The following is a 13,759-nucleotide window of genomic DNA, read 5'->3' as shown; positions in this document are numbered from 1 at the left end:
TTGTCACTGACCACCCTTTTGCACAAAACTCCGAACAAAGTCCTCGGCATTTTCTTCCAAGACGTCGTCGATTTCGTCGAGTACGGAATCCACGTCGTCCGAGAGCTTTTCCTGCCGCTCCTTGAGGTCCTCGGAAGCCTGCGCGTCCTGCGCGGTCTCCTCGACCTCCTCGGTGGAACGTGTCGCCTTCTGCTGTCCGCCGTCGCTGTCCTTGGTCGCCATCTCTACCTCACCCCGCTCGCTCGGTTCGATGTCCTTGATCAGACCCTACAAGCGGGGTCTGACATCCGCGCCGTACTTTCACAACGCGTGGGGACCACCTCGATGATTCCCACCCGCCGCCCCTTTCAGCCGCCGGAGAGCACCCGGACCAGGTCTTCCGCCGTCCTGCACCGGTCGAGGAGTTCCTTGACGTGATTACGTGTACCGCGCAACGGTTCCAGGGTGGGGACGCGCTGGAGCGAATCCCGGCCCGGCAGATCGAAGATCACCGAGTCCCAGGAGGCCGCCGCGACGTCGTCCGCGTACTGCTCCAGGCAGCGGCCGCGGAAGTACGCCCTGGTGTCCTCAGGAGGCTTCGTCTCGGCCCGCTGCACCCCGCCCTCGTCCAGGAGCCGCTTCATCTTCCCGCGGGCCGCCAGACGGTTGTACAGGCCCTTCTCGGGGCGTACGTCGGCGTACTGCAGGTCCACCAGGTGGAGCCTGGGGGCGTCCCAGTCGAGGCTGTCGCGCCTGCGGTAGCCCTCCAGGAGCTCCCGCTTGGCGATCCAGTCCAGCTCGCCCGACAGGCTCATCGGGTCGTTCTCCAGCCGGTTCAGCACGTCCTCCCAGCGCCCCAGGACATCCTTGGTCTGGTCGTCCGCGTCGACGCCGAACCGCTCCTCGACGTACTTGCGCGCCAGCTCGAAGTACTCCATCTGAAGCTGGACAGCGGTGAGTGTCCGGCCGCTGCGCAGCGTGATCAGCCGCTGCAGCGTCGGGTCGTGCGAGACCTGGTGCAGGGTGCGCACCGGCTGGTCGATCGCGAGGTCGACATTGATGAAGCCGTCCTCGATCATCGAGAGCACCAGGGACGTCGTACCCAGTTTCAGGTACGTCGAGATTTCGGAGAGGTTCGCGTCGCCGATGATGACGTGCAGCCTGCGGTACTTCTCGGCGTCGGAGTGCGGCTCGTCGCGGGTGTTGATGATGGGGCGCTTGAGGGTCGTTTCCAGGCCTACCTCGACCTCGAAATAGTCGGCCCGCTGGCTGATCTGGAAGCCGTGCTCGTGGCCGTCCTGGCCGATGCCCACCCGGCCGGCGCCCGTGACGACCTGCCGGGACACGAAGAACGGCGTCAGGTGGCGCACGATGTCCGAGAAGGGGGTCTCCCGCTTCATCAGGTAGTTCTCGTGCGTGCCGTAGGACGCGCCCTTGTTGTCGGTGTTGTTTTTGTAGAGGTGGATCGGCTGGGCGCCAGGCAGCTGGGCGGCGCGCTCCGCGGCCTCCGCCATGATCCGCTCGCCGGCCTTGTCCCAGAGCACCGCGTCCAGCGGGTTGGTCACCTCCGGGGAGCTGTACTCGGGGTGCGCGTGGTCGACGTACAGCCGCGCGCCATTGGTGAGGATGACATTGGCGAGGCCGATGTCCTCGTCGGTGAGCTGGCTGTTGTCGGCGGCCTCCCGGGCGAGGTCGAAGCCTCGCGCGTCCCGCAGCGGGTTCTCCTCCTCGAAGTCCCAGCGGGCGCGTCGCGCCCGGTGCATCGCCGCCGCGTAGGCGTTGACGATCTGGGACGAGGTGAGCATGGCATTGGCGTTCGGGTGGCCGGGGACGGAGATCCCGTACTCCGTCTCGATGCCCATTACTCGCCGTACGGTCATGCGGCCCTCCTTGCCCGCGTCGCCCCCGGACGGGGGCGGCACTCAAGTACCGCTGGTTCTCCGGTGCGTGTGCGGTGCCCGCACTGCGCGACTCGGCGGTACCGAAGAGCCAGCCTAGAACGCCTTTGCGCTGGTGGGGAGATCAATTGCGTCATTGCTCTGGTGTGGTCGGTGTGGCGGCCCGTAGTGGCGAGAAAACAACCGGCTGCGGATACCCGAGCGGGTACCCGCAGCCGGTCTGCGATCTACAGGTACTGACCGGTATTTGCCACCGTGTCGATGGAGCGTCCGGTGTCCGCGCCCTGCTTTCCAGTGACGAGCGTGCGGATGAATACAATCCGCTCGCCCTTCTTTCCGGAGATACGGGCCCAGTCGTCCGGGTTCGTAGTGTTCGGCAGGTCCTCGTTCTCCTTGAACTCGTCCACGCAAGCCTGGAGGAGGTGGGAGACCCGAAGGCCCTTCTGGTTCTGGTCGAGGAAGGCCTTGATGGCCATCTTCTTGGCCCGGTCGACGATGTTCTGGATCATCGCGCCGGAATTGAAGTCCTTGAAGTACAGGACTTCCTTGTCGCCGTTCGCGTACGTGACCTCGAGGAAGCGATTTTCCTCGGATTCCGCGTACATCTGCTCGACGACCGACTGGATCATGCCGTGAACCGCGGCTTCCCTGGAGCCGGTGTGCTCGGCCAGGTCGTCCGAGTGCAGCGGCAGGGTGGACCTGAGGTACTTCGCGAAGATGTCCTTCGCCGCCTCGGCGTCCGGACGCTCGATCTTGATCTTGACGTCGAGCCGGCCCGGCCGCAGGATCGCCGGGTCGATCATGTCCTCACGGTTGGAGGCGCCGATGACGATGACGTTCTCCAGGCCCTCCACGCCGTCGATCTCGGCGAGCAGCTGCGGAACGATGGTGTTCTCCACGTCCGAGCTGACACCGGAGCCACGGGTGCGGAAGAGCGACTCCATCTCGTCGAAGAAGACGATGACAGGGGTGCCCTCGCTCGCCTTCTCCCGGGCACGCTGGAAGACGAGGCGGATGTGCCGCTCGGTCTCACCGACGTACTTGTTGAGGAGCTCGGGGCCCTTGATGTTGAGGAAGTAGCTCTTCCCCGCGGGCTTGCCGGTCGCCTCGGCGACCTTCTTGGCAAGGGAGTTGGCGACGGCTTTCGCGATCAGCGTCTTGCCGCAGCCGGGCGGACCGTAGAGCAGGATGCCCTTCGGGGGCCGCAGTTCGTGCTCCTTGAAGAGGTCGGGGTAGAGGTACGGAAGCTCGACCGCGTCGCGGATCAGCTCGATCTGGTTGCCCAGGCCGCCGATCTTGGAGTAGTCGACGTCCGGGACCTCTTCGAGGACGAGCTCCTCGACCTCGCTCTTCGGGATGACTTCGTAGACGTAACCGGACCTGGGTTCCAGCAGCAGGGCGTCGCCGGAGCGGATGATCACGTCCAGTAGCGGCTCGGCGAGCCGCACCACCCGTTCCTCGTCGGTGTGCCCGACCACCAGGGCGCGCTCGCCGTCCTCGAGGATTTCCTTGAGGGTGACGATTTCCCCGGCGCGCTCGTACTCCATGGCCTCGACCACATTGAGGGCCTCGTTGAGCATGACTTCCTGGCCACGCCGGAGCTCTTCGAGCTCCACGCTGGGGCTGACGTTCACCCGTAGCTTGCGGCCACCGGTGAAGATGTCGGCCGTGCCGTCCTCGTTCGCCATGAGGAAGACACCGAAGCCGGCCGGCGGCTGCGCGAGCCGGTCGACTTCTTCCTTGAGGGCCACGATCTGGTCGCGGGCCTCACGGAGCGTATTGGCGAGCCGCTCGTTCTGTGCGGACACGCCGGCCAAGTTGGTCTGCAGCTCGACGATCCGCTCTTCGAGAATCCTCGTATGACGCGGAGAGTCGGCGAGCTTGCGGCGCAGGACGGCGATTTCCTGCTCGAGATAGGCAACCTGGCCGGCGGGGTCCTCAGACCCTCGCCCGGGCCGGATGCCGCGGTTGATGTCGTCGTCGTGGGCTGCCACGGTCCTCACCTCCTCCAAGGGGAGCTGGACGCTTCCTGACCCTACCTGGGCGGGTGCTGGTTGAAACCCCTAGATCACAAAGACTGCGGGGTGTGTCCGATCTTCACCCTTGCGTACTCGCTCACACCAGGGGAATACCCACCCATCAACATGGCAAAGCGGCCGGTTGTATCGTCGAAGTGGTCAACACCCGTCAGGGCTGGCTTCAATTGCTACAACCGCGCAGGAAACGGCAGGAGATATGACCGTGCAGCAGAAGGCTCCCACCGACGACGGCGCACAGACCGGTGACCCGCTCGAGGTGTGGATCGACCAGGATCTCTGCACAGGCGACGGCATCTGCGTCCAGTACGCCCCCGAGGTCTTCGAGCTCGACATCGACGGCCTGGCGTACGTGAAGAGCTCCGGCGACGAACTGCTGCAGAGCCCCGGCGCCACAACGCCCGTGCCCCTGACGCTTCTGAGGGACGTCGTCGACTCGGCGAAGGAGTGCCCGGGCGACTGCATCCACGTACGCCGCGTTTCGGACAGGGTCGAGGTCTACGGCCCCGACGCGGAGTGACGGATCACATACTGCGCGCGTCCGGCAGGACGGTTCTGGCGAACTTGCCGCCCTTCCACTGCCACTTGACCTTCTCCTGCCGGTCCGGGCAGCAGCGCGGCACGTCCGGCGACGAGTAGCCGAGCAGGGTCGCGGAGACCACGCCCGCGCTCACGGCGAAATCGCTGATGCCCAGGCCGTCCGCGGGGTCCACCAGGGTCGCCACGACGCGTGACGCGGGCCCGGTGAGTACGAAGACGCCGCTCGGCGGGGTCCCGATTCCCGATGCGCAGCGCACGACAGCCACGGCCTCGGGCCGGCCGTCGCCGTCGAGGTCGCCGGAGCCCTGCTTGACCACGGCCGGCTTCTCGCCGTGGCAGTCCAGTGGGTATACCGCGCTCGACGCATCGGGGGCGGCTGCGGCGGCGGCCTTGACCGGTCCGGCGCCCGGGGCCGTCTGGGAGGCGGTGGCGGCTTCGGGCTGGAGCAGTCCGGCGGCGGCGACGACCGCGGCCATGGCGGCGGCGGTGGCGAGCCAGTGCACCGGGCGGGGCCGGGTGTGCGCGAGGTCCAGGGTGGCGGAGGTCTGCACGCGGTGTGTCTCCTGGGGGGCTGTACCGGTGGGGTGGCGAGCATCGTGCCACACGTCACAGCGCGGCGGAACGGCGGGGTCCGTACCCGTAACAGAAATCCCGTAACAGACATCCGGTAACGGAAAAGCGCCGCCGCTGAGTTCCCCGGTCGGTCGGGGAACTCAGCGGCGGCGCTTGCTCGTTGTCGGGTCAGCCTCGGGAGGCCGACCCGCTCTCGCTTCCGGGACCCGTGTAGTCCTCGCCGTACGCGCCCTTGGCGGGACGGCGCCGGCGCAGCGGGGCCTCCACGCCGTCCGCGAGGCGGCGGGCGGTCAGCAGGAAGCCGGTGTGGCCGATCATCCGATGGTCGGGGCGCACGGCCAGACCCTCGACGTGCCAGTTGCGGATCATCGACTCCCAGGCAGTCGGCTCCGCGAAGCAGCCGATCTCGCGGATGGACTCGACGGTGCGCGCGAGCTGCGTGGTGGTGGCCACGTAGCAGCAGAGGATGCCGCCGGGGACGAGCGCCTTGCGGACGACGTCCAGGCACTCCCACGGGGCGAGCATGTCCAGGATCACGCGGTCGACGTCGGTGTCGGACAGGTTGTCCTGGAGGTCGCCGACGGTGAGCTGCCAGGCGGGGTGCGGACCGCCGAAGTAGCGCTCCACGTTCTGCGTGGCGATCTCGGCGAAGTCCTCGCGGCGCTCGTAGGAGTGCAGCATGCCCTGGTCACCGATGGCGCGCAGCAGGAAGCTGCTCAGCGAGCCGGAGCCGACCCCCGCCTCGACGACGCGGGCGCCGGCGAAGATGTCGGCGAAGGCCAGGATCTGCCCCGCGTCCTTGGGGTAGACCACGGCGGCACCGCGGGGCATGGACAGGACATAGTCGGGGAGCAGGGGGCGCAGCGCGAGGTAGGCGACGTTTCCCGTGGTACGGACAACACTGCCCTCGGGAGCACCGATCAGCTCGTCGTGGGGGAAGGAACCCTTGTGGGTGTGGAAATTCTTCCCGGCCTCGAGCGTGAACGTGTAGTGGCGTCCCTTGGGGTCGGTGAGCTGGACCTGATCCCCGACCTGGAAGGGGCCGCGACGTCGGGCGGCACCGGTCGGTTCGGACATGTGAACAGCCTACCGGTCTTTTGGTGGCCGGATTCGCCGCGGTACGCCGTCGGAGGGGCCGGGGCTGTGTGCCGGGACTGCTTACTGCGGGCGGGCCATGGCCGACACGAAGGCGCGCTCCACATCGGCGGTGGACAGCACGCCGTAGATCTCGCCCGTCTCCTCGACCACCAGGTACTCCGTGGCCGGGGCGGCCCGCAGGCGCTCCAGCAGGGCCTCGCCCGCCAGCTCGGCCGCGATCTTCATGTCCTCGGTGAGGTCCTGCGCGAGACCGCTCACCGCCACCCAGGGCCTGCGGTGTTCCGGTACGCCGACGATGGCCGCCTCGCGGACGACGCCGGTGGGCTCCCCCTGCCCGTCGACGACGACCAGGGCGCGCGCTCCTGCCGCGTTGGCGCGGCGCAGGGCCTCGGAGAGCGGGGTGGCGGACTCGACGGGGACGGCGCGCCTGGTGAGCGTACGGGCGCGCAGGTCGGGGAGGTGTTCGCGCAGCCGCGCCATGCGCAGGCTGTTGCCGGCGCCGGTCCAGATGATCGCGGCGAGGATGGCGGCGAGCAGGGCGTCGGTGACGGTCTCCATGCCGCCGATGTCCTCGGTGGCGTTGCCGAGGGCGCCGGTGTGGGTGAGCAGGGGGAGGCCGATGAGGACGGCGACGGCGAGCGCCCTGCCGACCCAGGCGGCGGCGATGGTGCCGCTCATCGGCTTGCCGGTGAGCTTCCAGACGATGGCGCGGAGCATCCGGCCGCCGTCCAGCGGGAGGCCGGGCAGCAGGTTGAAGGCGGCCACGATGAGGTTGGAGATCATCAGGCCGGCCAGCAGGACGCCGGGCACGGTGCCGGGCTCCACGACGCGCATGCCGGCGTAGAAGACACCGGCCAGTACGAGCGAGAGCAGCGGGCCGACGAAGGCGAGGATGAACTCGCGCCCCGGTGTCTCCGACTCCTTCTCGATCTCCGACACCCCGCCGAAGAACTGGAGCTGGATGCGGCGCACCGGCAGCTTGAAGCGCAGCGCCGCCACGGTGTGCGCCAGTTCGTGGACCAGTACGGAGGCGTAGAACGCGACGGCGAAGAAGAGGGAGACGAGGTAGCGGAGGTTGCCCAACTCCGGGAGCACACGGTCGAGCTGGCCGCCGAAGACCCAGGTGATGAGCGCCGCGACGAGGAACCAGCTGGGGGCGACGTAGACCGGCACGCCGAACGGGCGGCCCATGAGGAGGCCGCCGCCCGGCTCGCGCGGGCGCTGCGGCTTGTCGCCGCTCCCGTCGCTCTCGCCGCGCTTGTCGCGCTCGCCGCTCTCGTTCACAGGGGCCCTTCGTTCGCAGGCGTCACTCGCCGCCGCACCCGGTGATCAGCCGACCGTGCAGCGCGAGAGGTTCTGCCGTCGATGGTATGCGGACGAGTGTCAGTGGCGGGCCGTAGGGTCTTGGACATGACTACGAGTTCCGGTCGGGCCGACGCTGCCCAGCGCCCCATGTCGCTCTCCCCCTCACGGGCGAGCGACTTCATGCAGTGTCCGCTGCTCTACCGGTTCCGGGTGATCGACAAGCTGCCCGAGAAGCCGAGCGAGGCGGCGACGCGGGGCACGCTGGTGCATGCCGTGCTGGAGCGGCTCTTCGACGATCCGGCGACGGAGCGTACGGCAGGGCGGGCCAGGGCGCTGGTGCCCGGTCAGTGGAACCGGCTCCTGGAGTCCAAGCCGCAGCTCACGGAGCTCTTCGCCGAGGATCCGGAGGGAGAGCGGCTGGCGCGCTGGCTGGTGGAGGCCGAAGAGCTGGTCGAGCGGTGGTTCACGCTGGAGGACCCGACCCGCCTCGAACCCGCCGAGCGGGAGCTCTTCGTCGAGACGGAGCTGGAGTCGGGGCTGCGGCTGCGCGGCATCATCGACCGGGTGGATGTGGCGCCGTCGGGTGACGTGCGGATCGTCGACTACAAGACGGGCAAGGCGCCCCGGCCGGAGTACGCCGAGGGCGCGCTGTTCCAGATGAAGTTCTACGCGCTGGTGATCTGGCGGTGGAAGGGCGTCGTACCGCGCCGGCTGCAGCTGGTGTATCTCGGCAGCGGTGATGTGGTGACGTACGACCCGGTCGAGGCGGATCTGGAGCGGGTGGAGCGCAAGCTGCTCGCGTTGTGGGACGCCATCAAGGAAGCCACCGAGACGGGGAACTGGCGGCCGCGCCCGACCAAGCTCTGCGGATGGTGCGACCACCGGGCGGTCTGCCCGGAATTCGGCGGCACTCCCCCGGTGTACCCGCTGTCCGTCGCCATCACGGTGCGCCAGGCCGATCCCGCTGATCCGGCTGATCCGGCTGATCCGGCTGATCCGGCCGAGGGCGGCCAGGGCAGAATGGACCCGGTCTAGAGAAGGAGACTCCGTGGCTATCCGCGTCCTACTGGTCGACGACCAGCCCCTGCTGCGCACCGGCTTCCGGATGATTCTGGAGGCCGAGCAGGATCTCGCGGTCGTCGGTGAGGCCGGAGACGGTCTCCAGGCGCTCGACCAGGTCCGGGCGCTGCAGCCCGATGTAGTCCTGATGGACATCCGGATGCCGCGGATGGACGGCGTGGAGGCGACCCGTCAGATCAGTGGTCCCGGCAAGGACGGTCCGGCGAAGGTGCTCGTGCTGACCACCTTCGACCTCGACGAGTACGTCGTGGAGGCGCTGCGCGCCGGGGCCAGCGGCTTCCTGCTGAAGGACGCGCCGGCCAACGAGCTCGTGCAGGCGATCCGGGTGGTGGCCGCCGGCGAGGCGATGCTGGCGCCGAGCATCACACGCCGGCTGCTCGACAAGTACGCGGATCACCTGCCGTCCGGCGAGGAGCAGGTTCCGGACACGCTGCACACGCTGACCGACCGTGAGGTCGAGGTGCTCAAGCTGGTGGCCCGCGGGCTGTCCAACGCGGAGATCGCCGCCGACCTCTTCGTGAGCGAGACGACGGTGAAGACGCATGTGGGGCACGTACTGACGAAGCTCGGCCTGCGCGACCGTGTGCAGGCCGCGGTGTACGCGTACGAGAGCGGCCTGGTCAGGCCCGGCGCCCAGTAGCGGACGCCGGGACGCCAGGACGCCGGGACCCGGCCCCATGCGGGGCCGGGTCCCGGCGTTCTTGCCGTCAGCCCTTGCTGATCTCCCAGAAACGGAAGACGGTCGACGCGTCCAGGGTCCACTCCAGGCCCGAGATGTCTTCGTAGGCCACGGCGTACTGCTTGCCCTGCCACAGCGGAATGATCGGCACCTCATCGGCGACGATGTCCTGGAGCTTGCCGAAGTCCTCCTCCGCCGTGGGTCGCTCGGTCGCGGCGGCGGTGTCCGGGATGATCCCGTCGGTGATCCGGCGGTTCTCATAGTTGTTGGCGAGGACGTTGTCCTTGCCGAAGAACGGCAGGGTGAAGTTGTCCGGGTCCGGGTAGTCGGGGACCCAGCCCTTCACGTATACGCCGTACTTGCCGGCCGCGATGTTCTTCTCGTACTCGTTGATCTCGGCCGACTTGACGGTCGCGTCGAAGAGCCCGCTCTTGTTGAGCTGCTTGGCGATCGTCTCGAACTCGTGGACCGTGGCGGGTCCGTAGCGGCTGGGCGTGGCCCAGAGGGTGAGCTTCACCTTGCCGGTGATGCCCGCACCGCGCAGGACCCGCTCGGCCTTGGCGGGCTGCGGGCTGCCGCCGTAGGCGTCGAAGAACGCCGTGTTGTGGGCGTCGATGCCGCTCGGGATGATCGAGTACAGCGGGGTGGCGGTGGACTGGTACACGTCCCGCACCAGGGCGTCTCGGTCGATGAGGAACGCCATGGCCTTGCGCACGGCGGGCTTGCCGACGACCGGGTCCTTCATGTTGAAGACCAGGTGCTGGACCTCGGCGCTGGTGCCCTCGACAACCTCGATGCCCTGGGCGTCGTCGGCCGACGAGTTCTCGAGTTCAGCGATGTCGTCCGGCGTGAGGCCTCGGTAGGCGACGTCCACGTCACGCTGCTTGAGGGAAGCGGCGAGCGCCTTCTGGTCGCCGTGGAAGAACTTCATGGTGACGCCGGAGTTCTTCGTCTCGGCGGTGCCCTTGTAGTTCTCGTTCACGGAGAAGTCCGCCTGGGCCTCGCCGAGGCTGTCCAGCTTGTACGGTCCCGAGCCGACCGCCTGATCGTCGGTGCGCAGCTGGTCGAAGGCGTACTCGCGGTGGTCGACGATGGAGCCGGCGCCCGAGGCGATCTTGCTCGGGAAGGTGGCGTCCGGCACCTTGAGGTGGAAGACGACGTTCTTCTCGTCCGGCGTCTCGATCCGGTCGATGGAGCCGAGCATGACGCCCGCGGGGCCGGCCTTGTCGTTGATCTTCAGCGAGCGCTCGAAGGAGTACTTGACGTCTTTCGAGGTCAGCTCGTTGCCGTTGCTGAACGTCAGGCCGTCACGGAGCGTACAGCGGAAGACCGTGCTGCCGCCCTTGTCGAAGTCACAGGTCTCGGCGGCCTCCGGCTGCGGAGAGGTGCTGCCCTTGGGGAAGCTCAGCAGCGACTGGAAGACGTTGTTGAACAGCAGCCAGGAACCTGGGTCGTAACCCGATGCCGGGTCGGTGGCCAGCACCTCGTCCGACATTCCGATGACCACGCCGCCGTCAGTGCCCCCCGAGCTGCCCTCGTCGGTGCCACAACCGCTGAGCAGCCCCGCCGCCAGTCCCGCCGCAAGCGGTGCCGTCAGCCACTGGTTACGCCTTTTCACGGATCCTTGCCTCACACATTCGATGAATTACCCACCGGCGACGCGGGTTTCGCGGCCGGATACTGCCGGCGTCAGGAGACGCCGCGGCCCAACTCCCACAGCTGCAGGTCGGCCGAGGAATTGAGTACCCACTCGACGCCGGTGATGTTGTCGCGAGCGGCTACGTACTGCTTGCCCTGCCACAGCGGCAGCACCGGTACGTCGTTGGCGACGATTTCCTGGATCCGCTCGAACGGCTTCGCGGCCGAGGCCCGGTCGGCCGCGCGGCGCGACTCGGGAATGAGCTTGTTCCTGGTTTCGCTGCTCACGTACGGGGTGTTGAGGAAGTTGTCCTTGTCCAGGAACGGCGCGACGTAGTTGTCGGCGTCCGGGAAGTCCGGGAACCAGCCCATGCCGTAGACGGCGTACTCGCCGCGCTTCTGGCTGTCACGGAACTTCGACCACACGGTGCCCTTGATGCTGACGTCGAAGAGCTTCGTGGCGTTGAGCTGCTCCTGGAGCACCTCGAACTCCTTCTTCGTCGCCGTGCCGTAGTGGTCACTCGTGTAGTTCAGCGTCAGCTTCACCGGCGTGCTGATGCCGGCCGCGCTCAGGATGCCCGCGGCCTTCGGCCGGTTCGGCTCGCCGTACTTGTTGAAGAACGCGTTCTGGTGCCCGGTGATGGTGTTCGGGATGAGCGAGTACAGCGGCTCGGCCGTGGCCGGGTACACCTCGCTCGCGAGCTCCCCGCGGTCGACGACGGCGGCCAGCGCCTGGCGCACCGCCCTGTTCTTCACCGTGGAGTCTTCGGTGTCGAAGCCGAGGTAGCGGATTTCCAGGCCGGGCATCTCGACGAGTTCGATGCCCTTGGTCGGGTTCTCCGACAGGTCCTTGATCTGCTCGGGCTGCAGGGTGCGCGTCATCATGCTGATGTCGCCGTCCCGCAGCGCCTTCTCCATGGACCGGGTGTCGGCGAACGACCGCAGTTCGACCTTGTCGTTGCGGAGCTCCAAGTCGCCCTTGTACTCGGGGTTCTTGGTGAAGACCGCCCTGACGACCCGCTCGCCCTCGGTTTCGGTTTTCAGCGTGTACGGGCCCGAGCCCTCGGCGTCGAATCCGTCCCGGAGCTTGTCCGTCTTGTACGTGTCGGAGTCGACGATCCCGGCGGCAGGCGTCGCGATCTTGTACGGAAACGTGGCGTCCGGCGTCTTCAGGTGGAAGACGATCCCGTGGTCCCCGTTGGTCTCTATCGTGTCGATGTTCGACAGCAGTGCGATCGGTCCGTTGTTGTTCTTGATCTTCAGTACGCGGTCGATCGAGAACTTGACGTCCTCGGCGGTGAGCGCGTCACCGTCGGCGAACTTCAGCCCGCTGCGCAGGGTGCAGCGGTAGCTCTCGTTCTGGGTGTCCGTGAAGCCGCACTTGGAGGCCGCGTCCGGCACCGGCTCGCCGCCGCCGCGCGGGACGCGCATCAGCATCTGGACGGTCTGCCGCAGGACGTTCCAGGCGCCGGCGTCATAGGCGAACGCCGGGTCGAAGGGCGCGGGCGCGTCCTTCGTCGCCACGAACTGGTCCGTGGTGCCCACGACAATGGCACCGCCCTTGCCTCCGCTGTCCGCGCCGCCGCACCCGGCGAGCACGGGCGCGAGCAGGCCAATCACAGCCGGCAGCACCAAAGTCTTGCGGTTCATCCTGGACGTTCTCCCTCATCCGGCACTGGGTCTCAGCGGTGTACGGGACACTCCGCCGCGGCCGCCCGGTCGGGGCGGAGCGATCGGGCCGGATCAGAGCGATCGGTTCCGTGGCCCCAGCAACTGGTTGAGTGTTGAGGCACGTGGTGATGCGGCGAAGTTCTCGTGTTGAGATTAGTGGGAATCGCCCGGAGGGCTTTACCGGGGCCGGGCCGACCCGTTATCGGCCGGCGATCACGATTCCCGGCGGGTCATCACCGCGGGACGGGAATGATTCGTACACTACTCCACCAATCAGGACACAAGGGCGCCAAATACGGCCCGAGAAGGCCGCTTTGACGCCCTTGGGCGCCGATCGGGGCAGGCCTGGGGGTGACTAACGTCACCCGATCAGGGCTTATGACCGACTGTGCATTTCCGGTTCCGTGTGTCACGTAAAACGCACGGCCCAATGCCCTCAGTTTCCGCCCGATGCGCGAATACGCTCAGTGCGCGGTTCGGTTCATCCGTGTGATCAAAGTCGTGAGAAAGGCGAGATCGACTTCTTCGAGCGATCCCACGACCATCCGGCCGCGCGCGGGCGCGATCGGCGCGACGGACGGGACGGCCACCACGCGGCAGCCCGCCGCCTCGGCGGCCGCCACACCGGTCGCCGTGTCCTCGACGACCGCGCATCTGCCGGGCTCGGCGCCGAGCATCGCGGCGGCGTGCAGATACGGGTCCGGGTGCGGTTTCGTACGGGCCACCTCGTCGCCCGCGACCGTGAGGGTGAACATCTCCGGCCCCAGCGACTCCAGGACGCGGTCGATGATGCGCCGGTGCGAGGCGGAGACCAGGGCGGTGGGCACCTCGTGCGCCGCCAGTTCCGCGAGCAGCCGCGCCGCGCCCGGCATCAGCGGCACTCCCCGCCCGATGCGCTTCTCGAAGCGGTCGTTGAGCAGCACCGTGAGCTCGGGCAGTGTGATGTCCGCGCCGGTCACCTTGATGAGGTAGCCCGCACTGCGTGTCATCGGCCCGCCGACCACCACGTCGCGCCACGCCTCGTCCAGCACGTGGCCGAGATCGGCGAAAACCTCGGCCTCGGCCTCCCACCAGAATCCCTCGGTGTCGACCAGGGTGCCGTCCATGTCGAGAAAAACGGCCTGCAGGGCCGAGCCTTCGGCCATACGGGTACTGGGCGCGGGGACGGTACTGGTCATCCGGGCACACCTCCTGAAGGGACGAGAAGGCCGGCCGTCTCCCCAGGGGGAAGGCGACCGGCCTGCACTGGACCGACCAGTGTA

12 protein-coding genes are annotated in these 13,759 nt (G+C 67.8%); 3 read left to right on the top strand and 9 right to left on the bottom strand.

Features of this window, described 5'->3' with window-relative positions; translation table 11 throughout:
* Positions 1-3 precede the first annotated feature (3 nt).
* The 3 genes from J7E89_RS24435 to arc all read right to left on the bottom strand — a co-directional run bounded on the left by J7E89_RS24435 (position 4) and on the right by arc (position 3,871).
* Positions 4-222, bottom strand: a complete 219-nt coding sequence (locus J7E89_RS24435; protein ID WP_214976537.1) for a ubiquitin-like protein Pup — start codon at positions 220-222, stop codon at positions 4-6.
* 125 nt (positions 223-347) lie between these two features.
* On the bottom strand, positions 348-1,859 hold the full coding sequence (dop, locus tag J7E89_RS24430; RefSeq protein WP_374196874.1) for a depupylase/deamidase Dop: 1,512 nt from the start codon (positions 1,857-1,859) through the stop codon (positions 348-350).
* Positions 1,860-2,104: 245 nt separating this feature from the next.
* Positions 2,105-3,871 (bottom strand): proteasome ATPase, encoded by a 1,767-nt coding sequence (arc, locus tag J7E89_RS24425; RefSeq protein ID WP_214976536.1) that lies wholly within the window; start codon positions 3,869-3,871, stop codon positions 2,105-2,107.
* Positions 3,872-4,112: 241 nt separating this feature from the next.
* Between arc and J7E89_RS24420 the strand changes: the two genes are divergently transcribed.
* Complete coding sequence (locus J7E89_RS24420) at positions 4,113-4,433, top strand: ferredoxin (RefSeq protein ID WP_214976535.1); 321 nt, start codon at positions 4,113-4,115, stop codon at positions 4,431-4,433.
* A gap of 4 nt (positions 4,434-4,437) precedes the next feature.
* Here the strand turns inward: J7E89_RS24420 and J7E89_RS24415 are convergent, their stop codons facing one another.
* The 3 genes from J7E89_RS24415 to J7E89_RS24405 all read right to left on the bottom strand — a co-directional run bounded on the left by J7E89_RS24415 (position 4,438) and on the right by J7E89_RS24405 (position 7,408).
* Positions 4,438-5,004, bottom strand: a complete 567-nt coding sequence (locus J7E89_RS24415) for a hypothetical protein (protein WP_214976534.1) — start codon at positions 5,002-5,004, stop codon at positions 4,438-4,440.
* Between the two features lie 190 nt (positions 5,005-5,194).
* Positions 5,195-6,103, bottom strand: coding sequence for a tRNA (adenine-N1)-methyltransferase (locus J7E89_RS24410; protein ID WP_214976533.1), 909 nt, complete (start codon positions 6,101-6,103; stop codon positions 5,195-5,197).
* Positions 6,104-6,184: 81 nt separating this feature from the next.
* Positions 6,185-7,408, bottom strand: coding sequence for a site-2 protease family protein (locus J7E89_RS24405; RefSeq protein ID WP_214976532.1), 1,224 nt, complete (start codon positions 7,406-7,408; stop codon positions 6,185-6,187).
* Positions 7,409-7,534: 126 nt separating this feature from the next.
* Between J7E89_RS24405 and J7E89_RS24400 the strand changes: the two genes are divergently transcribed.
* Both J7E89_RS24400 and J7E89_RS24395 read left to right on the top strand, forming a co-directional pair.
* On the top strand, positions 7,535-8,464 hold the full coding sequence (locus J7E89_RS24400) for a RecB family exonuclease (protein WP_251061012.1): 930 nt from the start codon (positions 7,535-7,537) through the stop codon (positions 8,462-8,464).
* Positions 8,465-8,477: 13 nt separating this feature from the next.
* Entirely contained in the window at positions 8,478-9,149 is a 672-nt protein-coding gene (locus J7E89_RS24395) for a response regulator transcription factor (RefSeq protein WP_214976530.1), read from the top strand.
* A gap of 67 nt (positions 9,150-9,216) precedes the next feature.
* On the opposite strand, the gene J7E89_RS24390 is transcribed toward J7E89_RS24395, so the two are convergent.
* The 3 genes from J7E89_RS24390 to J7E89_RS24380 all read right to left on the bottom strand — a co-directional run bounded on the left by J7E89_RS24390 (position 9,217) and on the right by J7E89_RS24380 (position 13,675).
* A complete protein-coding gene (locus J7E89_RS24390) occupies positions 9,217-10,806 on the bottom strand; it encodes an ABC transporter substrate-binding protein (RefSeq protein ID WP_214976529.1) in 1,590 nt (529 codons plus the stop codon).
* A 71-nt stretch (positions 10,807-10,877) separates the two neighbouring features.
* Positions 10,878-12,476, bottom strand: a complete 1,599-nt coding sequence (locus J7E89_RS24385) for an ABC transporter substrate-binding protein (protein WP_214976528.1) — start codon at positions 12,474-12,476, stop codon at positions 10,878-10,880.
* Between the two features lie 485 nt (positions 12,477-12,961).
* The gene (locus tag J7E89_RS24380; protein WP_214976527.1) at positions 12,962-13,675 is read right to left on the bottom strand and encodes an HAD family phosphatase; all 714 of its coding nucleotides are present in this window, start codon (positions 13,673-13,675) and stop codon (positions 12,962-12,964) included.
* Positions 13,676-13,759 lie beyond the last annotated feature (84 nt).

The organism is Streptomyces sp. ISL-100 (assembly GCF_018614615.1).
Classification (GTDB): domain Bacteria; phylum Actinomycetota; class Actinomycetes; order Streptomycetales; family Streptomycetaceae; genus Streptomyces.
Note: the sequence above shows the minus strand (reverse complement) of the source record. Positions and strands in the feature narration are given on the sequence as shown.